Raw genomic sequence first — 21,256 nt, 5'->3', positions numbered from 1 at the left:
AAAGGTACGTCGGAGACGGGGGCGATGGCGTGGAGGCTCGCCGATATCCCTTATGTCGGGGTCAGGACGGAGCGTCCTCCGTCGCGGGCGGGCGCGGCGGTCGACTCGCGTACGACCAGGTGGGTCTCCAGCCTGGCGAGCGTGGGCGTGCCCGCGTCGCCCGCGTTGACGGCGGCCAGGAGCAGATCGACGGCCATGCGGCCCGCGGCGGCGGTGGGCATCGTGATCGTCGTGAGCTTCGGCCTGTTGAGCCTGCCCGGCAGGCTGTCGTCCACGCCGATGACGCTCACGTCACCGGGAACGTCCACCCCGCGCTCCCTCAACCCCTCGATCAGGCCCAGCGCGACGAGGTCGTTGTAGCAGAGGACCGCCGTCACACCCGAGGCCGCCACCGCATGGGCGGCGGCCAGCCCGCCGTGCTCGGTCGGCTCGTTCGGCCCCATCACGACCAGCTCGATGTCGCGCTCGCGGGCGGCGAGCGTGGCGGCGGCCAGCATCTCCTCGCTGGTCCAGGAGGACTGCGGGCCTGTCAGCAGCGCCATCCTGCGATGACCCAACCCCGCCACATGCTCCACCGCCACCCCGGCACCCTGCCCCACATCCATCAACACCGTCGTCAAACCCTTCAACCGACGATTCACCACCACAAAAGGCACCTGCGCCCGCAACCGCTCGATCACCCGATTCGACAACCGCGGACTACACAACAACACCCCATCCACCTGCTTGCACAACGTCTCGATCAACTCCTGCTCCAACAACGGATCCTCATCGGTGTCCGCCACGAACACGTGATAATCCCGCTCCCGCGCCTGAGCCTGAGCAGCCTTGATCAACGGCGGAAAAAACGGATTCGCAATATCCGCCACAATCAACCCCAAATTATGCGTCCGCCCCGTCGTCAACGCCCGCGCCGCACGATTAGGCCGATACCCCAACCCCTCAGCCACCGCCAACACCCGCGTACGCGTCTCCGCATTCACCAGATGCGGAGCCGAGAACGTCCGCGACACCGTCGAGACATGCACCCCCGACGCCCGCGCCACATCCCTGATCGTCACGGCCACGCCGTACCTCCGTCTGCTTTCAAATGGCGGGCGAGCCAGCCGAAGACCCGCTCCTGCGCGACGAGGCCGAACCTGTGCCCCGCGTCGGCGAAGACCCCTGTGTAGCCGGCCGGAGCCCGCCGATAGTGTGCCGCGATCATCGCATGTGCCCGCCGCATCCCGCTCAGCGGCAGGATCTCGTCGCGCTCGCCGTACCAGACGAGCAACGGCCTCGGAGCGCCGCTCGCGACCAGGTCGGGAAGATCGCACAATCGGGACAGCCCCGGCGGGTACAGCATCCAGGTGTGGCGGGCCACGAAGCCGTCGAGCAGGTCGCGGTAGGAGGAGATCATGGCCACCACCGCCACCGCCCCGACGTCGGGGTCGAAGGCTCCGAGCAGCGAGGCCCGCAACCCGCCGCCCGACAGGCCCGCGCAGCCGACGGCACCCACGTCGGGACGCGAGCGCAGGTAGGCCGCCGCGGCGAGGTCCTCCCCCGCGACGACGCCCGCGTACGAGGTGCCCAGCACGGTGCAGTACTTGGCCAGCACGTGCTCGTGGCGGGCGGCCGCCACGTCGTAGCGGTCGGCCTCGCTGAGCGGCGCGTCCAGGTCGTCCGGCACGCCGTCCGGCATGTCGGCGGCGGGGAACCTGCGGCTGCCCCAGCCGAGCACGTCGGGCACCAGCACGGTGAACCCGCGCAGGGCCAGTTCAGCCGCCCATGCCCTGCCGTCGTAGAGCGTGGCTCTCAGCCTGGCGACCTCGGGTGAGGGACCCTCGGGGCCGTCGGCGATCTTCTCCTTGCCCGCCCACTTCATCCCCGCGTGGCAGTGCAGCGCGACGACGCCGGGCAGCACGCCGTCCGCGGCGCGCCTCGGGCGCAGCACGTAGGCGTGTGTCCTCGGACCGAATCCGACCTCCCACGAGACCTCCTCCCCCGACAGCTCGCCCGCCGTCCAGGTTCGCTCGGTGCGCACGTGCGCGGCGGTCAGAGCGAGCACGCCCAGCGCGTCGCGTGCCCTGTCGCGCAGGTCAGGGGCCGGTGGGGGGAACAGCTGCCGTTGCGCCATGGCGATCTCGGCGAGCCCGGAGAAGTCGCCGAGGTGTCGCAGGCGACTCGAGTCGAGGGGGCCGGGCACGGCTCAGCTTTCAGCCATGCGCGTGCCGCCGTCGGCCAGCAGGACCGCCCTGCCCGAGCGGATCGACTCGTTGGCCGCCGCGCCCACCAGGACGCTGCGGATCCCGTCGACGTAGCCGGCCTGCCTGGCGAGGGGGTCGTCGCCCGCCCCTCGGAAGAGGTCGTTCAGCAGGAGCCTGTCGCCGCCGCCGTGCCCGCCCTCGCCCTGCTCGATCGGGACCTCGCCGGGCTGCTGCCAGTGCCGGTGCAGCGTGAGCCGCTCCCACGAGCCCGCCGCGTGCTCCTTCGACGAGGCGCTCGGGTCGATCGCGGCGTGCGGGGAGGTCCACGACCGCTCGCACACCTCCAGCTCGATCCGGCCTCCTGTGCCGTTGAACACGACGCGGTAGCCCTCGTGGGGCGCGTGGGCGTTCAGCGAGTAGGTGAGCATCGCGCCGCTGTCGTAGCGCACCAGGACCGCCATGTTGTCCTCGATCGTGATGCCCTCGCTGAAGACGTCCCTGTCGCGCAGGTAGCCGTCCTCGTGCTCGGCGTCCAGGTAGAGCCGCTTGAGCCTCGGGTCGGCGGACAGGTCGAGCAGGAAGGGGTCGCTGCCGAGCTCGGGCGCGCCATGAGCGCGCTCGGGCCTGGCCGTCATGCCTCTGGCCTTGGCGTTCTGCGCGCCGTAGAAGCGCAGCTCGCCCTGGGCGTACACGCTGCGCGCGGCGGCGGCCAGCCACCAGTTCACCAGGTCGAAGTGGTGGGTGGACTTGTGCACCAGCAGGCCGCCCGAGATGGCCTTGTCGCGGTGCCAGCGGCGGAAGTAGTCGGCGCCGTGGATGGTGTCCAGCGCCCACTCGAAGTGCACGGAGGTGACCTCGCCGATCGCGCCGTCCATGAGCAGGCGCCGCACCGCGGAGTTGCGCGGCGAGTAGCGGTAGTTGAAGGTGACGATCAGTGAGGCCGTGCTCCGCTCGGCGGCGGCGGCGATCGCCGCGCAGCCTGCGGCGTCGGTCGTGAGCGGCTTCTCCACGATCACGTGCTTGCCGGCGTCCAGCGCCGCGCAGACGTAGGCGGCGTGCGTGGCGTCCACGGTGGTGATGATCACCGCGTCGCACAGCTCCAGCATCGCGGCGAAGTCATCAGGCCCGAAGCACGGCACCGGCCGTCCCACGAGCTCGTTGTAGTAGTCCATCCTGGTCTGGTTGGTGTCGCAGAAGGCGACGATCTCGCCGGTGTCGCTCCAGTCGCCCGTCAGCGCGCCGACGTACATCTGGGCGCGGTGCCCGAGTCCTGCGATGCCGTATCTCATCTGTCTCCCCGATGGGTGTGCCGTACGGCTCGCTCGAGCCGTACGGCGGTGAAGGTGATCGTCAGCCCGCCAGGGCCGCGTTGGCCTCTTCGAGCAGCTTGGTGGCGGCCTCGTCGGGGCTCTGCTGGCCCGAGGTCACGGCCTCGGAGTAGCGCTTCAGGATGTCCTCCATCTTCGAGCCGCCCTTGGGCGGCACGATCACAGGGGACAGCTCGCTCTTGACCGAGTCGAGGAAGGTCAGCGTCTGCTGGTCGGCGGGGGGCAGCTTGCTCTTGATCGCCTCGAGGACCTTCGAGTTGATCGGCAGTCCGCGGTCGCTCAGCAGCAGGCCACCCGCCTCGGGGTCGTTGATCAGGAAGTCGATGAACTTGTGCGCCTCGGCCTGGTGCTCGCTCTTGCTGGAGGCGGTCCAGTGCATGGCGGGCTGCAGGAACATGCCGGCGTTCGTCGCGTCGGGCAGCTTCGGCAGGCGCAGCAGGGTCAGCTCCTGCCCCGACGACTTGGACATCGCGCCGAGCTGGTTGCTCCACCACATGCCGAAGGCGCCCTTGTTGGTGGCGATCAGCGACTGCTCCTGGCCCGCCGCGGCGATCTCACCCATCTTCGCCGCGTCGGGCGACCCCTTGGTCTCGATGAGCTTGGTGAAGGTCGCCCACCACGCCTTGAGCGTGTCGGGCGTGATGCCGATCTTGCCGTTGTCGTAGAACTTCTCGCCGCGCTGCGCGGCGAAGATGGTCAGGTAGGCGGGGTTGAAGTTGTACTCGGCGCCGTAGACCGAGCCGTCTCCCCCCGCGGTGATCTTCTGGGAGAGGCTGACGAACTCGTCCCACGTCCAGGTCTTGTCGTCGGGGAGCTTCTGGCCCGCCTTCTCGATGGTCGCCTTGTTGGCCAGCATCGAGAAGACGTTGACGCCGGTGGGGATGGCGTACTGCTTGCCGTCGACGCTGCCAGAGGCCAGCACCTGAGGGTCGAGGTCGGCGGTGTTGACCTTGCCGGTGAGATCGGCGAGCGCGCCGCGGCCCGCGTACTCGGCCAGGCCGCGGATCTCGATGGTCATCACGTCGGGGGCGTCGTTGGCGGCCACCTTGGTGGCCAGCGACTCGTAGTAGCTGGGCCAGTCCGAGAACTCCCCGACCACGTCGATGGTCGGGTTCTTCTTCTCGAACGCGGCGATGACCTGCTCGGTGAGCTTCTGCCTGGAGTCGCTGCCCCAGTAGGAGAAGCGCAGCTTGACCTTGTCGCCGGAGGCGTCGCCGCCGCTGCCGCCTCCGCCGCAGGCCGCCAGTGCCATCGCGGCCGCCGCGAGCAGAGCCGTGGTCTTGAGAGAGCGCATCTCTCCGTCCTTCCTCTTGATCGTTCGCAGGGGGTGAAGAGGACTACTTGAGACCCGTGGTGGCCACACCACGGATCAGGTACTTCTGGCCGGCCAGGAAGAAGCCGAAGATCGGGCCGAGCGCGATGATCGACATGGCGAACATCGGCCCCCATGACGACTCACCGCTGGAGTCCAGGAAGGTGCGCAGCGCCACGGGAACGGTGAAGTTGTCGGGGTTGTTGAGATAGAGCAGCTGGCTCAGGAAGTCGTTCCACGTCCAGATGAAGGTGAAGATCGCCGTGGTGGCGAGCGCGGGGGTGCAGAGCGGCAGGATGACGCGGAAGAACGTGCGCCAGTATCCGGCTCCGTCGATCGAGGCCGCCTCGTCGAGCTCGCGCGGCAGCGTCCTGATGAACTGGACCATCAGGAAGATGAAAAACGAGTCGTGGGCCAGGAACTTCGGCAGGATCAGCGGCCACACCGTGTTGATCATGTCGAGCTTGGAGAACATGATGTACTGCGGGACGATCACCACGTGCAGGGGCAGCATGATCGAGCCCAGCATGATCGCGAACCAGAACTTCTTCATCGGGAAGTTCAGCCTGGCGAAGGCGTAGGCGGCCATCGAGCAGGCGGCCAGGTTGCCGACGATCGACAGCCCTGTGACGATGGCGGAGTTCCACATGTAGTAGCCGAACGGGTGGGCCAGCGCCGTCCAGCCCTCGATGAAGTTCTCGAGGGTGATCTCGCTCGGGATCAGTCCGGGCTCCCTGAAGATCAGCTCCTCCGGCTTGAGCGCGCTGGAGATCATCCACAGCAGTGGGTAGAGCATGATCAGGCCGAAGCCGATGAGCAGCAGGTGCTTGGCACCCCTGGTGACGCGGCGCCGGTAGAGGACCGGCAGCCGCCTACTTGCTGTCGCCATAGAAGACCCAATACTTGGACGCGAGGAAGTTGACCCCGGTCAGACCGGCGATGATGAGGACGAGCACCCAGGCCAGCGCCGAGGCGTAGCCCATCTCGTACTCCTTGAACCCGTTGACGTAGAGGTAGAGCGTGTAGAAGAGCGTCGAGTCGTTGGGACCGCCCGAGCCGTTGCTCACGATGAACGACTGCGTGAACGACTGGAACGACTTGATCACCTCGAGCACGAGGTTGAAGAAGATGATCGGCGTCAGCAGCGGCAGGGTGATCGTCTTGAACTGCCTGAGCGTGGTCGCGCCGTCCACGGCCGCGGCCTCGTAGTAGCTGCGCGGGATCTGCCGCAAGCCGGCCAGGAAGATGACCATCGGGGCGCCGAACGTCCAGACGTGCAGGAGGATCAGCGTGCCCAGCGCGGTGTCGGGGTTGTTGACGTAGCTGGTGCCCTGGATGCCGAAGAGGCCGAGCACCGAGTTCACCAGGCCGTCGGCGCCGAAGATCTTCCGCCACAGGATCGCGATCGCGACGCTGCCGCCCAGCAGCGAGGGCAGGTAGTAGATCGAGCGGTAGAACGACAGGCCCCGCAGTCCGCGGTCCAGCAGCAGCGCCAGCCCGAGGGCGAAGCCCAGCTGGAGGGGCACCGAGACGACCACGTAGATCGTGGTCACCTTCAGCGACGTCCAGAACCTGGGGTCCTGCTCGAACATCGTCGTGTAGTTGTCCAGCCCGACCCATTTCGCCTCGTCGAGGAGGCTGTAGTCGGTGAAGGACAGGTAGAGCGACGCGGCGATGGGACCGATGGTGATCAGGAACAGGCCCACGAACCACGGCGCCAGGAAGACGTAGGCCGTCAGCGCCTCGCGACGGGAGCGGTTGACGCCGGTGCGCCTGCGCCTGCCCTGGGGAGCGGGGGGAAACGACAGCGAATCAACCACGGCGGGGCCCCTGCATGGATCGAGCCCGGACATTTTTTGACTCAGTCGTCATCACGGGACCTCCCGATGTGACGTGAATGGATGGCGCTTTCCTATAGCGCCGAGGAAAGTTACGTCAACCCTTTGCAGGCGTTACCCCGCTGTTACCGATATATCGCCACGATGATCAGTGCAGGTCAGCGCGTTTCCATCAGATGTCGACGGTCCAACAATCTTGAAAACATGACCCGGTTGCTACAAGCGGTTGCAGTGGAAGCAGCACGAAGGGAACCGTGACGCGAGAGTCGGGCGCGTCACGGTTCCCGAGGTCGAGCGGGGCTACCTCACCAGGTGAAGCGGTAGGCCGTGGTCGAGCGGTGCTCCTCGCCCGGCCTCAGCACCGCGGAGGGGAAGTCGGGCCGGTTGGGCGCGTCGGGGAAGCGCTGCGTCTCCAGGCAGAGACCCGCGAACCTGTCGTACGGCGTCGCGACGCCGTCCAGCATGTGGCCGGTGTAGAACTGCACGCCAGGCTCGGTGGTCGTCACCTCCATCGCCCTGCCGCTGACCGGCTCCTCCACGCGCACCACACCTCCCGGCCGCAGCACGTAGCAGTGGTCGTAGCAGCCGTCCAGCCTGTCGCCCACGCGCGTCGGGACGGTGAAGTCGTACGGCGTGCCCTGCACGGGCGTGGGAGGGCCGGGGAGGGGGATCTTGCCCTCGTCGACGTCGAGGTAGTGGTCGGCCTCGATCGTGACGATGTGCCCGCGCACGTCGGCGGGGCGGCCGAGGGTGAAGTAGGAGTGGTTGGTCAGGTTGAGCACCGTGGGCGCGTCCGTGGTCGCGTGGTAGTCGATGCGCAGCTCGTCCTCGTCGGTGAGCGTGTAGGTGACCGAGGTGGTGAGCGTGCCCGGGTAGCCCTCCTCGCCGTCCTTGCTGACGTAGGTCAGCCTGACGGCCCGCTCGCCGTCAGGGTCGGCGTACCAGAGGCGCTTGTCGAAGCCGCGCTCCCCGCCGTGGAGGCTGTGGCCGTTGTTGTTGAGCGGCAGCTGGTACGTGACACCGTCGAGGGTGAAGCGGCCGTTGGCGATGCGGTTGCCGTACCTGCCGACCACGGCGCCGAAGTAACGGCTGCGCTCGAGGTAGTCGGCCACGGTGGGCAGGCCGAGGACGACGTCGCCGCCGTCGGGCAGCTCGATCGACTGGACGATCGCGCCGAGGGTCAGGACCGCCGCGCGCATCCTGCCGTTCGACAGGACGTGCCGGTCCACGGTGTCGCCCGCGGGCGTGGTCCCAAATATCACGATGAACTCACTCTCTGAGTCGATTCTCTGATCAGCAGGCCGGTCTCCAGCCTGACGGTGGTGCGCGGAGGCGCGCCGGCGGCAGGGCCCGCGATGGTGGCGAGCAACAGGTCGACGGCCATGCGGCCCGCGGCGGCGGTGGGCATCGTGATCGTCGTGAGCTTCGGCCTGCTCAGCCTGCCCGGCAGGCTGTCGTCCACGCCGATGACGCTCACGTCACCGGGGACGTCCACCCCGCGCTCCCTCAACCCCTCGATCAGGCCCAGCGCGACGAGGTCGTTGTAGCAGAGGACCGCCGTCACACCCGAGGCAGCCACCGCCTGGGCGGCGGCCAGCCCGCCGTGCTCGGTCGGCTCGTTCGGCCCGATCACCGTCAGTTCCACGCCCAGCTCGGCGGTCCTGTCGGTGGCCGCCTGGCGTATCTCGCCGCTGGTCCACGATCCCGCCGGCCCCGTCAGCAGCGCCATCCTGCGATGACCCAACCCCGCCACATGCTCCACCGCCACCCCAGCACCCTGCCCCACATCCATCAACACCGTCGTCAAACCCTTCAACCGACGATTCACCACCACAAACGGCACCTGCGCCCGCAACCGCTCGATCACCCGATTCGACAACCGCGGACTACACAACAACACCCCATCCACCTGCTTGCACAACGTCTCGATCAACTCCTGCTCCAACAACGGATCCTCATCCGTGTCCGCCACGAACACGTGATAATCCCGCTCCCGCGCCTGAGCCTGAGCAGCCTTGATCAACGGCGGAAAAAACGGATTCGCAATATCCGCCACAATCAACCCCAAATTATGCGTCCGCCCCGTCGTCAACGCCCGCGCCGCACGATTAGGCCGATACCCCAACCCCTCAGCCACCGCCAACACCCGCGTACGCGTCTCCGCATTCACCAGATGCGGAGCCGAGAACGTCCGCGACACCGTCGAGACATGCACCCCCGACGCCCGCGCCACATCCCTGATCGTCACCGCCATGACGCCTCCAGCCCTCCGCCGCACCCTAACGCAAGCGGTTGCACCCTCACCAGGCCAGATACCCCCGATCCTGCGACCGGTTGCGGCCGCGCGAAGACCCGAAGAGCACCGAAGGACGCAGGTCAACGGGCTGCACCAAATTGCGCTCTTGACGTTTCCGGCTGGCACCGACAGTGTTTCATGCAACTGGTTGCAATCCTGAGCGCGCTCGGGGCTGCCAGAAGGGAAAGACAACCCGTGAGCAGAACTCTTGTCACCGGGAGCGCGGGGCGCCTCGGGCGCAGCGTCGTGTCCGCGTTGGCCGCCGCAGGCCACGAGGTGATCGGCGTGGACAGGGCGCAGGGCACCCCCGCCGACGCCGCCGCCGAGCTACCCGCCGACCTGACGGATCTGGGCGAGGCGTACGAGGTGATCGCGCGCTTCCGCCCGGACGCCGTCGTCCACCTGGCCGCGATCGCCACCCCGTTCAGCCGGAGCGACGTGGTGACCTTCCGCACCAACACGCAGCTGGCCTTCAACGTGTGCGACGCCGCGGTGGCCCTCGGCGTGGGCAAGGTGATCGTGGCCAGCAGCCCGACCGTCATCGGGTACGGCTCGCCGAACGGCTGGGCGCCCGACTACCTGCCCATCGACGAGGCCCATCCGGCCAGGCCGTGGAACGCCTACAGCCTGTCCAAACTGGTGGCCGAGGAGACCATGCGCTCCTTCGCCCGCACGGCCGCCACGCGCATGGCCGCCGTCAGGCCCTGTTTCGTGATCGCCCCCGAGGAGTGGGAGGGCGCACCCACCCAGTCGGGCCACACCGTGACCGAGCGGCTGGACAGGCCCGACATCGCGGGCGTCTCGCTGTTCAACTACATCGACGCGCGGGACGCGGCCGACCTGGTGATCACCCTCCTCGACCGGCTGCCCGACCTGCCCAACGGCGAGGTGTTCTTCGCCGGCGCGGCGGACGCCCTCGCCCGCGAGCCGCTGGCCGAGCTGCTGCCGAAGGTCATCCCCTCCACGGCGGAGTTCGCCTCCGCTCTCACCGGCTGCGCCCCCGCCTTCTCCTCCGCCAAGGCCGAACGACTCCTCGGCTGGCAGGCCAAGCGCAGCTGGCGCACCGAACTCTCTCAAGGGAGCATCTGACATGGATCTCAGCGGCGTCCTGTTCTTCCCCGTGACACCTTTCGACGCCGAAGGCGCGCTGGCGGAGGACGTGCTCGCCGAGCACATCGGCAAGGGGCTGGCCAACGACCCCGGCGCGGTCTTCGTGGCCTGCGGCACGGGAGAGTTCTCCGCCCTGTCGCAGGACGAGCACGCCCGTGCCGTGGCGGTGGCGACCGACACCGTTCAGGGCAGGGTTCCGGTGCTGGCAGGGGCGGGCGGGCCGCTAGGCGCGGCGCTGGAGCAGGCGCGCGCCGCGCGCGCGGCCGGCGCGGACGGACTGCTCCTCATGCCGCCCTACCTGGCGCAGGCCACCGGAGCGGGGTTCACCGCCTACGTGCGCGCGGTGGCCGCCGAGCTGCCGGTGATCATCTACCAGCGCGGCTCGGTGGTGCTCGACCCCGAGACGGTGGTGGAGCTGGCCCGCGTCCCCGGCGTGATCGGGCTCAAGGACGGCCTGGGCGACGTCGACAGGCTGCAGCGCACCGTGCTGGCGGTGCGCAGGGAGATCGGCCCCGGCTTCACCTTCTTCAACGGCCTGCCGACCGCCGAGCTGACCATGCCCGCCTACCGCGCTCTCGGCATCGAGCTCTACTCCTCGGCGGTGTTCGCCTTCGCCCCCGAGATCGCCGTCGCCTACTTCAACGGCCACGACCGGCTGCTGGAGGAGTTCTACGCGCCGCTGGTCGAGCTGCGCAGCAGGGTTCCCGGCTACGCGGTCTCCCTGGTCAAGGCGGGGCTTCGGCTGCGGGGCCTGGACGTCGGCCCGGTCAGGGCGCCGCTGACCGACCTCACACCCCAGCACGTGCGCGAGCTCGACGAGCTGATCGGCACCGGCCTCAGGCTGGTATCGGCATGATCACCGACCTGAGGACCACGCTCAGGTCGGTGCCGCTGCGCCGTCCGTGGGGCGAGGACGTGCGGCACAACCATGTGATCGTCTGCGAGATCACGCTGGCCGACGGGCGCAAGGGCACCGGGTTCTCCTGGACGCCGCAGATCGGCGCGCACGCCGTGCGGGCCCTGCTCGACCATGACGTCCGCGAGGCGCTGATCGGCCTGCCCGCCCACCCCGAGCTGGTCTGGGACCGGCTGTGGCGGCACCTGCGAGAGGCGGGGGCAGGAGGGATCACCACGATCGCTCTGGCGGGGATCGACCTGGCGCTCTGGGACCTGCGCTGCGGGCAGGACTCTCTCGTGGACGTGCTCGGACCGCGCCGCGAGAGCGTTCCCGTCTACGGCAGCGGCGTCAACCTGCACTACTCGCTCGACGAGCTGGCCGGGCAGGCCAAACGCTGGGCGGCGGCGGGCCTGCCCGCCGTCAAGGTCAAGGTGGGCAGGCCCGACCTGGCGGAGGACGTCGAGCGGGTCGCGACGGTGCGCGAGATCGTCGGTCCTGGCACGCTCCTGATGATCGACGCCAACCAGCGCTGGGACCTGCACAGGGCCAGGCGCGCGATCGCCGCGCTCGAGCCGTACGACCCGCACTGGATCGAGGAGCCGCTGCAGGCCGACGACCTCGCCGCCCACGTGGAGCTGCGCCGCAGCATCGATGTCCCCGTGGCGGTGGGCGAGAACGTCTACACCACCTACGGCTTCCGCGACCTGCTGACGGCGGGCGCGTGCGACGTGGTCCAGCCCAACGTGGTCAGGGTCGGCGGGATCACCCCGTTCCTGCGGATCGCGGAGCTGGCCCGCACCTTCGGCGTCCCCGTCTATCCGCACCTGCTCACGGAGCTGTCAGGGCAACTGGCCCTCACGTTGCCCCATCCCGCGATGGTGGAGCTGGTCGAGGACGCGTCGCTGGCCGACCTCGGCCTGCTCGCCGAGCCGTACCCCGTGGTGATCGAGGGCTCCGCGCTGCGGTCGGCAGGGCGCCCCGGGCTGGGGCTGACGTGGGCGGCGTGACGAGGGTGGTGCTCGCGGGCGCGTACGGCCACGGCCGCTCGCACCTGGACAACCTGCGCAGGCTCACGGCGCGCGGCCTGGTCGAGCTGGCGGGGATCTGCGACGTGCGTCCCGTGGAGGCCGCCGCGCTGCACGGTCTGGGCGCTCCGGAGCAGGCGGGCCCCGGCAACCTCGCCGCGCTGGTCAAGGGCACGGGCGCCGAGATCACGATCCTGTGCACGCCCATCAACACCCACGCGGACCTCGCCGTCACCGCCCTGCGGGCCGGCTCGCACGTCCTGCTGGAGAAGCCTCCCGCCGCCTCGCTCGCCGATTTCGAACGGATCGTCTCGGCCCAGCGGGAGAGCGGGCTCGGCTGCCAGGTCGGCTTCCAGAGCCTCGGCTCCTCGGCCGTGCCCGCGCTGCGCGAGCTCATCGCCTCCGGCGAGCTCGGCGACATCCACGGCATCGGGGTGGCGGGGGCGTGGGAGCGCCCCTCCGACTACTTCACCCGCTCGCCGTGGTCCGGCCGTCGCCGCCTGAACGGCCAGGACGTGGTGGACGGCGCGCTCACCAATCCCTTCGCCCACGCGACCGCCACCGCGCTGGCGGTCGCGGGGGCCGAGGAGCTCGGCTCCGTCGCCTCGGTGGAGCTCGAGCTCTTCCACGCCAACCCGATCGAGGCGGACGACACCTCAGCCGCCAGGATCAGGCTCGCCGACGGCCGGGTGATCACGGTGGCGGTGACGCTGTGCGCCACGGGGCGCACCGAGCCCTACCTGGTCGTGCACGGCACCGGCGGCACGGCGCGGCTCGTCTACACCACCGACGAGCTCGACGGCGCCGTCCACCCGCGCGCGGACCTGCTGGAGAACCTGGTCGAGCACGTCACGACCGGCGCCGAGCTCCTGGCTCCGCTGGCCAGGACGGGGGCGTTCATGGAGTTCCTCGAGGCGGTGCGGCTCGCGCCCGACCCGCTGCCGATCGCGGAGGAGCACCAGAGGATCCACCCAGGCCGCCGCGAGGTCGAAGGCGTCAGGGAGCTGACCGACCTGAGCGCCGAGCGGCTGGCCCTGTTCTCCGAGCTGGGCGCGCCGTGGGCGGGCAGGCGCGAGCTGCTGGCCGGCACGACCCCCGTGGCCTCGTACGTCTGGAGGCCCGCGCTGCCCGTCACCGACTCCCCCAGGCCCTACCTGCATCCGGTGCGGACGCTCGGGGGCGTGGAGGTGAGCGAGTTCCGCCCCGCCGACCACGTCCACCACCTCGGTGTCAGCCTGGCCGTCGCGGACGTCGGCGGCGTGAACTTCTGGGGCGGCAGGACCTTCGTCGAGGGCAGCGGGCCCACCTGGCTCGACGACCACGGCCACCAGCGGCACGACGTCTTCGAGGAGCTCGAGCAGGGCTTCAGGGAGGCGCTGACCTGGCTCGGGCCCGACGGCGCGGCCGTCGCGCGCGAGCAGAGAACCGTGCTGGCGCGCCCCCATGGCCAGGCGTGGGCGCTGGACTTCTCCTTCACGCTCACGGTGGCCGAGCCGCTGGAGATCAGGAGCTCGGCGTGCAAGGGACGGCCGGGCGCGGGATACGGCGGGTTCTTCTGGCGGGCGCCCGCGGCCTCCACGCGCCTGGAGGTGTTCACCGCCGAGGCCGAGGGCGAGAGCGACGTCCACGGAAGCGTGACGCGGTGGCTGGCCATGGCGTCCGACGCGTGGAGCCTGGTCTTCGTTCAGTGCGGCCCTCCCGACCCGTGGTTCGTCAGGGTGTCGGAGTATCCCGGCGTGGGCCCCGCGCTGGCATGGGAGCGACCTCTTGAGGTCGCGCACACGCTGAGCAGGCGCGTGGTCACCGTCGTGGCGGACGGCCGGCTCGACAGGGCGGCCGCCGCAGAGCTGGCGGGCGGGGTCGCGTGAGCGGCTGACCCTCCTCCTTCTCCCCGTACGGCCCCGCGACGCCAGAGCCGTACGGGCTCACCGACCTCTCAAGGAGTACCGTGCGCCGCACCCTCACTCTGATCACCGCACTCGCCTGCGCGCTGGCCGTGGCGCCACCCGCGCACGCCGTCCCGCCGCTGCCCGATCCGGACCGCCCCGTCGGGTGGGGCGAGCACGCCACCGGCGGCGCGGGCGGCCCTGTCCACGTCGTCACCACCCGCAAGGAGCTCAAGGACGCCCTGGCCACCGGCGGGCCCAAGACGATCCACGTACGCGGGACGATCTACGGCAACCAGACCGACGACGGCGTCCTGCTCGGCGAGCAGGACTACGCGCCGGGCTACGACCTCGGCAAGTACCTGGCCTGCTTCGTCGGAGGCAAGGTGTGGAGCGACCAGGCCCACGCGTGGTGCGGCCAGATGCGCAGGCTCAGGCAGACCGGCTCGAACAACCAGAAGCGGCAGATCCAGCTCACCGTGCCGAGCGACACCACGCTGCTCGGCATCGGCGCCGACGCCCGCCTCGAGGGCGTCTTCCTCTCGGTCAACACCGGCTCGAACATCATCGTGCGCGGCCTCGAGCTGGAGTCGCCCATCGATCACTTCACCAGCTGGGACCCCGGTGACGGCGAGAGCGGCTCGTGGAACGCCCGCTTCAAGGCGTTCGGGATCGTCACGGGCTCCAGGATCTGGATCGACCACTGCGCCTTCACCGATGGGCAGCACCTCGACAGGGACGCTCCCACCGGCCCCAACGGCAAGCCGGTCAACCGCCACGACGGCCTGCTCGACATCGAGGACGGCTCCGACCTCATCACCGTCTCCTACAACCGCTTCGTCAACCACGACAAGAACATGCTGGTCGGCTCCGGCGACGGCAGAGGCGACAGGGATCGCGGCAAGCTGCGCGTCACCTACTACGGCAACCTCTTCGACGGCGTCTCGCAGCGCTCGCCACGCGTCCGCTACGGCGCCGTGCACGTCTTCAACAACTACTACAGGGGGTCGGTGACCGGAGAGCAGCCCCTGGTCAGCAACGACCTCGGCGGTCCGAGCCACTACCTCGGCCTGGGCATCGAATCCAGGGTCTACTCCGAGCACAACGCCTTCGAGTACGACGGGCCGCAGGACATCGTGGTCCAGAACTGGAACGCCCACCGGTTCTTCGACAGGCGTTCCTGGTTCAACGGCCGCCCCGTCGACGTGGTCGCCGTGGCCAGGCGCAAGTTCGAGGCGGCCAAGGCGGCCGAGCTGGCCAAGGCCGACGCGACGGGGAGCGCCCCGCCCGCGTGGACCGCGCTGGAGTTCACCACCGACGTGGGCTGGGCCCCCGCCGAGGTCTACGCCTACCGCCCGCTGGTCAACGCCAACCTGGTCAAGCGCACGGTGCTGGAGCACGCCGGCCCCGCCGCGCTGAATCTGCCCGCGCTGAATCTGCCCGCGCCGGGCTGACGGCGGGTGAAGCCGAAGGGCCGGTGATCGTCGTGATCACCGGCCCTCGCCGTCACCACCGGCCGCCGAGCTCGTTCAGGGTGAACACCCCGCCGGCCCGATGGTGCAGCGGCTCGGTCAGGTCGGGCTCGCCCTGCTCGGCGAGGATCGGCCCCGCGTGCGTCTCCGAGTCGTCCAGCGACTCGTAGCCGATCGCCTTGGCCTCCTCCAGCGACCACCAGCGCCGGGTGTTGTCCGACACCCCCCACACCACGTGGTAGCCGGTCGCCGTCAGCGCCGCCTCCATCAGGCGGGCGCAGTCGTCGGGTGAGATCCAGGTGGACAGGCCCCTGGTGTCGGCCGAGCCCTCGTTGCAGGTGCCGAGCCTGACCACCGTCACGTTCATGCCGAACCTGTCGTGGTACAGGCTGCCCAGCGCCTCCATCACGACCTTGCTCACGCCGTACAGGGTGTCGGGCCTGGGGAAGGCGTAGTCGGGCAGCTCCGAGCCGTCGGCGGGGCGGGTGTGGAAGCCCGCCGCGTGATGGCTGCCCATCAGGACGACGTGGCCGACACCCTCCTGGCGGGCGGCCTCCATGAGCACGTACGTGCCGTCCATGTTGGCCCGCACGATGTCGGCCCAGGGGTGCTCCCGGCTCTGCCCGCCCAGGTGGATCACGGCGTCGACGCCCTTCATGGCGGCGGCCACGGCGTCGGCGTCGGCGAGGTCGGCGATCACGACCTCCTCGCCGGGGCCCGCCTCCAGCGGGACCACGTCGGACAGGCGGACGATCCGTCCCTCCCTGGCGAGCCGCGGGCGGAGCAGGGTGCCGACTTTGCCGGCGGCGCCGGTGACAAGGATTCGCATGGGGACTGTTGTACACGCATATGACGCGAATTCACATCCATGGAATATTGACGTGATCCAGGCCACTCGTTACGTTCACATGAACGCGAAACACATCCGCGAAACATGTCCACATATGTGAACAGGAGGCGGTCTGATGCCACGTCATCTGCTCGGGGCCGCGATTGTCACGGCGCTCGCCGTCACCCTGGCCGGCTGCGGCTCCGGCGGGGGTTCGGGCGACGACGCCCTGGAGATCTGGATCCGGCAGGCTCCCGACTCCGACTCGGCCAAGACCGCCGTGAAGCTGGCCGACGCCTTCACCAAGGCCAGCGGAGTGAAGACCAAGGTCGTCGCGCTCTTCGACGACTTCGAGACCAAACTGCAGCAGCAGGCGGCGCAGAAGAACCTGCCTGACATCGTCATCAACGACACCGCGCAGCTGGGCAACATGCAGTCGCAGGGCTGGCTGCGCCCGGTCGACAAGGCCAAGCTCAAGGGCGGCGACCAGCTGGCCGACCGCGCATGGCAGGCAGCGGCGGCCGGCGACGGCAAGCACTACGCGGCGCCGTTCTCCGCCCAGGCCTTCGCCCTGATCATCAGGAAGGACTGGAGGGAGAAGGTCGGCCTGGAGCCCCCGCAGACCTGGGACGATCTCGGCAAGCTGGCCAAGGCCTTCACCGAGGACGACCCCGACGGCAACGGGCAGAAGGACACCTTCGGCTTCGTCGCCCCGGCGGGCACCAAGCGCGGCTACGCGTCCTGGTACGCCTCCTCGCTGATCTACGCCAACGGCGGCAACTTCCTCACCGACGCGGGCGGCGGCAAGTTCACCCCCGCGGTCTCCGACCCCAAGACCGTCGAGGCGGTCAAGTGGCTGCAGGACCAGTTCTGCGTCGCCAAGACCGTCAACCCCGGCGCGGTCAGCAACGACACGACCGTCACCCACGAGGTCTTCGAGAAGGGCCAGGGCGGCATCTACCTGGTCGGGCCCTACGTGCTGGCCAGGTTCGTCAAGAGCATCGGCACCGACAAGATCGAGGTCGTCAAGGTACCCAAGGGCCCCTCCGGCGGTCCTGGCACCCTCGGCGAGGGCGAGAACGTCTACCTCATGGCCGGATCGGCCAACGAGGAGGGTCAGCAGAAGTTCGCCGAGTTCGCCGTCTCCCCCGAGGGCCAGCGGATCGGCATGAACAAGGATGCGCCGGGCGCGATCGTGCGCCTGCCCGTCCACAAGGGCGTGGACATGGCGGCCGAGCGGTCGGACGCGCGATGGAAGGTCTTCCAGGAGGCCTACGCCGACGCCGTCTACAGCTCGCCCGTGCCGAACTGGGCGCCCATCAGGCAGACCACGGCCGACGCCATCAACGCCGTGTGGGCCGACTGCGGCGCCGACGTCAAGGCGGGCATGGACGGCCTGGCCACCAAGCTGACCGCGGAACTGCAGGCGCAGAAGGCATCGTGACCACCACCCTCGAGCGGCCGTCTCAGCGGACGGAACCGCGTCGCCGCCCCGGCAGGGGGCGGTGGCGCGGCACCGCCGTCGCGTGGCTCTTCCTGGCCCCCGCGCTGATCCTCTTCCTGTACTTCAAGTTCATCCCCATGTTCGAGGGCCTGAGGATGAGCTTCTTCAAGGTCCAGCCGTTCCTCGGCGACGAGTGGGTGGGGCTGGACAACTACGCCACGATCATGTCGGACGACGCGTTCGTCAGCGCCGTCTGGCACAGCGTGCTGCTGGCGGTGGGCACGACGGTCGGCTCGCTCGTTCTCGGCCTCGCGCTCGCGCTGCTGATCGAGGGCCCCGCCCGCTACCTGTGGTTCGTCAGGACGGCCGCCTTCCTGCCCGTGGTCACGACCATGGCGGCGGTGGCCGAGGTGTGGCGGATCATGTACCACCCCGGTGACACCGGCCTGCTCAACTCCATCCTCGGCTGGGTGGCGATCGAGCCCCAGCCCTTCCTGGCCAGCGAGGACACCTCGCTCTGGTCGATCATGGGGATGAGCATCTGGCGCGGCACGCCGTACGACATGATGATCTTCCTGGCGGGGCTGGTCGGGATCGACAGGACCCTGTACGAGGCGGCGGCGGTGGACGGCGCGAGCACCTGGTCCAGGCTGCGGCACATCACGCTGCCCGCGCTGCGGCCGGTCTTCTGGATCCTGTTCACGCTGGCGGCCATCAGGGGCCTTCGGGTGTTCGTCGAGGTCTACGTGCTCACCAACGGAGGGCCCAACGGCTCGTCCGAGGTGCTCATGACCCTCATCTACAAGCTCGGCTTCCAGCGGAGCGAGCTGGGCATCGCGGCGGCAGGCGGCATCGTGCTGTTCGTCGCCACGCTCGTGCTCACGGTCTCGGTCCAGCTGATGCGCAGAAGGCAGGCGTCATGAGATTCGACAGCGCGCTCGGCCTGGAGGCGAAGAAGGGTCCGCTGGCGACGACGGGGAAGGTTCTCGTCTATTCGGTGATGGTGCTGGTCTTCACGGGACCGCTGGTCGGGCTGCTGGTCAGCGCGTTCAGCAAGACGCTCGACCCGACCAGCTTCTCGCTGTGGCCCGACGAGTTCACGCTGGAGAACTTCACCCAGGCCGCCGACAAGAACGTCTACCTCTACCTGTTCAACTCCTTCGTGGTCGTCGGGTTCGGCCTGGCGCTGCAGATGATCGTGAGCGTCTTCGCCGCCTACTCGCTGGCCCGCAAGAAGTTCAGGGGCATGACGTTCGTCATGCTGATCATGCTGGCCACGATGATGCTGCCCGAGGAGATCATCGCGATCCCGCTCTCCCTGGTGCTCGCCGACATGCCGCTCATCCACGCCAACCTGATCAACAGCTACGCGGGCATGATCCTGCCGGTCGGCGCGTGGGGCTTCTCCATCCTCGTCATGACCGAGTTCATGAAGGAGGTGCCGGTCGAGCTGGAGGAGGCGGCGCGCATCGACGGCGCGGGCGAGCTGCGCACCTTCTTCACGATCATCCTGCCGCTGTGCAAGCCCGCGCTCGGCGTGATCGGCGTCTTCGGATTCACCATGATCTGGGACCAGTACCTCCTGCCGCTGATCGTGGCCAACGAGTCGAGCCACTGGACACTCCCCATCGCGCTGCGCTCGCTGCGTTCGGACGAGGAGGTGGGCATCGGCATCCTGCTGGCCGCCTCGCTCCTGGCGCTGCTGCCCTCGGTGATCGCCTTCCTGGCTTTCCAGCGGCAGTTCATGCGGGGTCTCACCAGCGGCGCTATCAAGGGTTAGATGTCCATGTATATGGATGGCATCCATTATTCTGGCACCCATGGAGCCCTCGATGGTCAAGTCAGCGGAGCGGACGGTCCGGATCCTCGAGGCGTTGGCCGCCTCACCGGAACGCCTGACGCTGTCGGAGCTTCAGAAGCGCACCGGCTTCCCCCGCAGCAGCCTGCACGCGCTGATGCGCACGCTGGTCGAGCTGAAGTGGATCGAGGCCGACACGGGCAGTTCGGCCTACGGGATCGGGCCGCACGCGCTGCTGACGGGCACCGCCTACCTCGACAAGGACCCGGCGCTGCCGCTGGCGCACGACGCGCTGGAGGACCTGCGCGAGGAGATCGGGCACACGGTGCACTTCGCCCGCCGCGACGACGGGCACGTCCTCTACCTGGCGACGAGGGAGTCCCGCGACAGGCACGCGATCTCCAGGGTGGGCCGCAGACTTCCCGCCAGTGTCACGGCGCTCGGCCAGGCGCTGCTGGCGCAGCTGACCGACGACGAGGTGGCGGCGCTGCTGCCGGATCCGCTGCCCGCGCTCACCGAGCAGTCGATCACCGACCTGACCAAGTTCACCGACGAGCTGGACCAGGTGCGCGCCCGGGGCTACGCGCTCGAGCGCGAGCAGGGCACCCCCGGCGTCGCCTGCGTGGCCGTGGCCGTGGACTACCGCATCCCCGCCACCGACGCCATCAGCTGCTCGATGCCCGCGGAGCTGCCTCAGGAAGAGATCGAGCGGATCGCCGAGGCCGTCATCAGGCATACCCGCAAGTTCGCTGCCACTCTGCGCCGGGAGGGCATCCGATAAATCATCATCCGGCGCATTTCTGGAGGAAAAATGCGTCTTGATGGTGTTCTCTTCTTCCCGGTGACCCCCTTCGATACTGACGGGTCCGTGAACGGCCAGGCGTTGGCCGCGCATGTCGCCAAGGGGGTCGCCGCGGGGGCCGGAGGGGTGTTCGCCGCCTGCGGCACCGGTGAGTTCAACGCCCTGAGCCTGGACGAGTACGCCACCGTGGTCGCCACCTCGGTCGCAGCCGCCTCCGGTCATGCGCCAGTCCTGTCGGGCGCGGGCGGGTCGCTCCCGTTCGCGCAGTCGTGCGCGAGGGCCGCCGCCGAGGCCGGCGCCGACGGCCTGCTGCTGATGCCGCCCTACCTGGTGACAGCCCCCGCGACGGGTCTGGTCGACTACGTACGGCAGGTCGCCGCCGTCACCGACCTGCCGATCATCGTCTACCAGCGGGGCACGGCCAGGTTCACCCCGACGGCCGCCGTCGCGCTGACCGAACTGCCCAGCGTCATCGGCTTCAAGGACGGCCTCGGCGACTTCGACCTGCTCCAGCGGATCATCCTGCGCGTACGGGAGGCGACCGATCGCGACTTCACCTTCTTCAACGGCCTGCCCACGGCCGAGCTGACGGTTCCCGCCTACAGGGGACTCGGCGTGCCCCTGTACTCCAGCGCGGTGTTCGCCTTCGCCCCCGAGATCGCGCTCGCCTTCTACAAGGCGGTGACGGGCGGGGACGAGGTGCTGGTCCAGCGGCTGCTGACCTCGTTCTACCTGCCGCTGGTCGAGCTGCGCGACCTCGTGCCGGGCTACGCGGTGTCGCTGGTGAAGGCGGGCGTACGGCTGCGCGGGCTCAACGCGGGCAGCGTGCGCGCCCCGCTGGTGGACGCGACGCCCGAGCACGTGGCCGCATTGGAACGCATCATCGCCACCGGCCTGGAGCTGGCCGGGTAGCCGGCGCTCCGGCCCGCCGGACCAGCGGGGCCCGCGCGGGAGGGCCTGGTGGCTCTCCCGCGCGGGCCCCTTCGTCCGTGTCGCCGTCTCTGCCGGCAGAGACGGCCGGGCGGGTCCGCC

General features: G+C 69.4%; 19 protein-coding genes. 10 read left to right on the top strand and 9 right to left on the bottom strand.

Annotation, left to right across the window (positions count from 1 at the left end):
• Positions 1 to 50: 50 nt before the first annotated feature.
• The 8 genes from ABFX50_RS06430 to ABFX50_RS06395 form a co-directional block, all read right to left on the bottom strand.
• A complete protein-coding gene (locus ABFX50_RS06430) occupies positions 51 to 1,067 on the bottom strand; it encodes a LacI family DNA-binding transcriptional regulator (RefSeq protein ID WP_346144127.1) in 1,017 nt (338 codons plus the stop codon).
• Positions 1,058 to 2,185, bottom strand: a complete 1,128-nt coding sequence (locus ABFX50_RS06425) for an alpha/beta hydrolase family protein (RefSeq protein ID WP_346144125.1) — start codon at positions 2,183 to 2,185, stop codon at positions 1,058 to 1,060. Before ABFX50_RS06425 ends, ABFX50_RS06430 begins: the two co-directional genes overlap by 10 nt.
• A 3-nt stretch (positions 2,186 to 2,188) precedes the next feature.
• Complete coding sequence (locus ABFX50_RS06420) at positions 2,189 to 3,475, bottom strand: Gfo/Idh/MocA family protein (RefSeq protein ID WP_346144123.1); 1,287 nt, start codon at positions 3,473 to 3,475, stop codon at positions 2,189 to 2,191.
• A gap of 61 nt (positions 3,476 to 3,536) precedes the next feature.
• Positions 3,537 to 4,808, bottom strand: coding sequence for an ABC transporter substrate-binding protein (locus ABFX50_RS06415; protein ID WP_346144121.1), 1,272 nt, complete (start codon positions 4,806 to 4,808; stop codon positions 3,537 to 3,539).
• Positions 4,809 to 4,851: 43 nt separating this feature from the next.
• Positions 4,852 to 5,622 carry a carbohydrate ABC transporter permease gene (locus ABFX50_RS06410; RefSeq protein ID WP_246453378.1) on the bottom strand — a complete coding sequence of 257 codons (771 nt, stop codon included), beginning with the start codon at positions 5,620 to 5,622 and terminating at the stop codon, positions 4,852 to 4,854.
• A 76-nt stretch (positions 5,623 to 5,698) separates the two neighbouring features.
• Positions 5,699 to 6,679 carry a carbohydrate ABC transporter permease gene (locus ABFX50_RS06405; protein ID WP_428834684.1) on the bottom strand — a complete coding sequence of 327 codons (981 nt, stop codon included), beginning with the start codon at positions 6,677 to 6,679 and terminating at the stop codon, positions 5,699 to 5,701.
• 290 nt (positions 6,680 to 6,969) lie between these two features.
• A complete protein-coding gene (locus ABFX50_RS06400) occupies positions 6,970 to 7,926 on the bottom strand; it encodes an aldose epimerase family protein (RefSeq protein ID WP_346144119.1) in 957 nt (318 codons plus the stop codon).
• Entirely contained in the window at positions 7,923 to 8,918 is a 996-nt protein-coding gene (locus ABFX50_RS06395) for a LacI family DNA-binding transcriptional regulator (protein WP_183657482.1), read from the bottom strand. Before ABFX50_RS06395 ends, ABFX50_RS06400 begins: the two co-directional genes overlap by 4 nt.
• Before the next feature lie 237 nt (positions 8,919 to 9,155).
• Here ABFX50_RS06395 and ABFX50_RS06390 point away from each other — a divergent pair, with 237 nt between their 5' ends.
• The 5 genes from ABFX50_RS06390 (at position 9,156) to ABFX50_RS06370 (ending at position 15,333) form a co-directional block, all read left to right on the top strand.
• Positions 9,156 to 10,049 carry an NAD-dependent epimerase/dehydratase family protein gene (locus ABFX50_RS06390; protein WP_346144116.1) on the top strand — a complete coding sequence of 298 codons (894 nt, stop codon included), beginning with the start codon at positions 9,156 to 9,158 and terminating at the stop codon, positions 10,047 to 10,049.
• Between the two features lies 1 nt (position 10,050).
• Positions 10,051 to 10,926 (top strand): 5-dehydro-4-deoxyglucarate dehydratase, encoded by an 876-nt coding sequence (locus ABFX50_RS06385; RefSeq protein ID WP_346144114.1) that lies wholly within the window; start codon positions 10,051 to 10,053, stop codon positions 10,924 to 10,926.
• A complete protein-coding gene (locus ABFX50_RS06380) occupies positions 10,923 to 11,975 on the top strand; it encodes a mandelate racemase/muconate lactonizing enzyme family protein (RefSeq protein ID WP_346144112.1) in 1,053 nt (350 codons plus the stop codon). Before ABFX50_RS06385 ends, ABFX50_RS06380 begins: the two co-directional genes overlap by 4 nt.
• On the top strand, positions 11,972 to 13,861 hold the full coding sequence (locus ABFX50_RS06375) for a DUF6807 family protein (protein ID WP_346144110.1): 1,890 nt from the start codon (positions 11,972 to 11,974) through the stop codon (positions 13,859 to 13,861). The genes ABFX50_RS06380 and ABFX50_RS06375 overlap by 4 nt, the downstream gene beginning before the upstream one ends.
• Positions 13,862 to 13,941: 80 nt before the next feature.
• Positions 13,942 to 15,333 carry a pectate lyase family protein gene (locus tag ABFX50_RS06370; protein ID WP_346144108.1) on the top strand — a complete coding sequence of 464 codons (1,392 nt, stop codon included), beginning with the start codon at positions 13,942 to 13,944 and terminating at the stop codon, positions 15,331 to 15,333.
• Between the two features lie 52 nt (positions 15,334 to 15,385).
• On the opposite strand, the gene ABFX50_RS06365 is transcribed toward ABFX50_RS06370, so the two are convergent.
• The gene (locus tag ABFX50_RS06365) at positions 15,386 to 16,180 is read right to left on the bottom strand and encodes an NAD-dependent epimerase/dehydratase family protein (RefSeq protein WP_346144106.1); all 795 of its coding nucleotides are present in this window, start codon (positions 16,178 to 16,180) and stop codon (positions 15,386 to 15,388) included.
• A 136-nt stretch (positions 16,181 to 16,316) separates the two neighbouring features.
• Between ABFX50_RS06365 and ABFX50_RS06360 the strand changes: the two genes are divergently transcribed.
• Genes ABFX50_RS06360 through ABFX50_RS06340 form a run of 5 tightly spaced genes read left to right on the top strand, consistent with a single transcriptional unit; the run spans position 16,317 to position 21,136 of the window.
• A complete protein-coding gene (locus ABFX50_RS06360) occupies positions 16,317 to 17,624 on the top strand; it encodes an ABC transporter substrate-binding protein (protein ID WP_183657468.1) in 1,308 nt (435 codons plus the stop codon).
• A complete protein-coding gene (locus ABFX50_RS06355; protein ID WP_312895869.1) occupies positions 17,621 to 18,547 on the top strand; it encodes a carbohydrate ABC transporter permease in 927 nt (308 codons plus the stop codon). The genes ABFX50_RS06360 and ABFX50_RS06355 overlap by 4 nt, the downstream gene beginning before the upstream one ends.
• Complete coding sequence (locus ABFX50_RS06350; RefSeq protein ID WP_183657466.1) at positions 18,544 to 19,404, top strand: carbohydrate ABC transporter permease; 861 nt, start codon at positions 18,544 to 18,546, stop codon at positions 19,402 to 19,404. The genes ABFX50_RS06355 and ABFX50_RS06350 overlap by 4 nt, the downstream gene beginning before the upstream one ends.
• Positions 19,405 to 19,456: 52 nt before the next feature.
• Entirely contained in the window at positions 19,457 to 20,203 is a 747-nt protein-coding gene (locus ABFX50_RS06345; RefSeq protein WP_346144103.1) for an IclR family transcriptional regulator, read from the top strand.
• A gap of 30 nt (positions 20,204 to 20,233) precedes the next feature.
• Entirely contained in the window at positions 20,234 to 21,136 is a 903-nt protein-coding gene (locus ABFX50_RS06340; RefSeq protein WP_346144101.1) for a 5-dehydro-4-deoxyglucarate dehydratase, read from the top strand.
• The last annotated feature ends 120 nt before the right edge of the window (positions 21,137 to 21,256 follow it).

Source organism: Nonomuraea recticatena, assembly GCF_039533245.1.
In the GTDB taxonomy this organism is placed as follows: domain Bacteria; phylum Actinomycetota; class Actinomycetes; order Streptosporangiales; family Streptosporangiaceae; genus Nonomuraea; species Nonomuraea roseola.
This window is presented reverse-complemented; position numbering and strand designations above follow the sequence as displayed.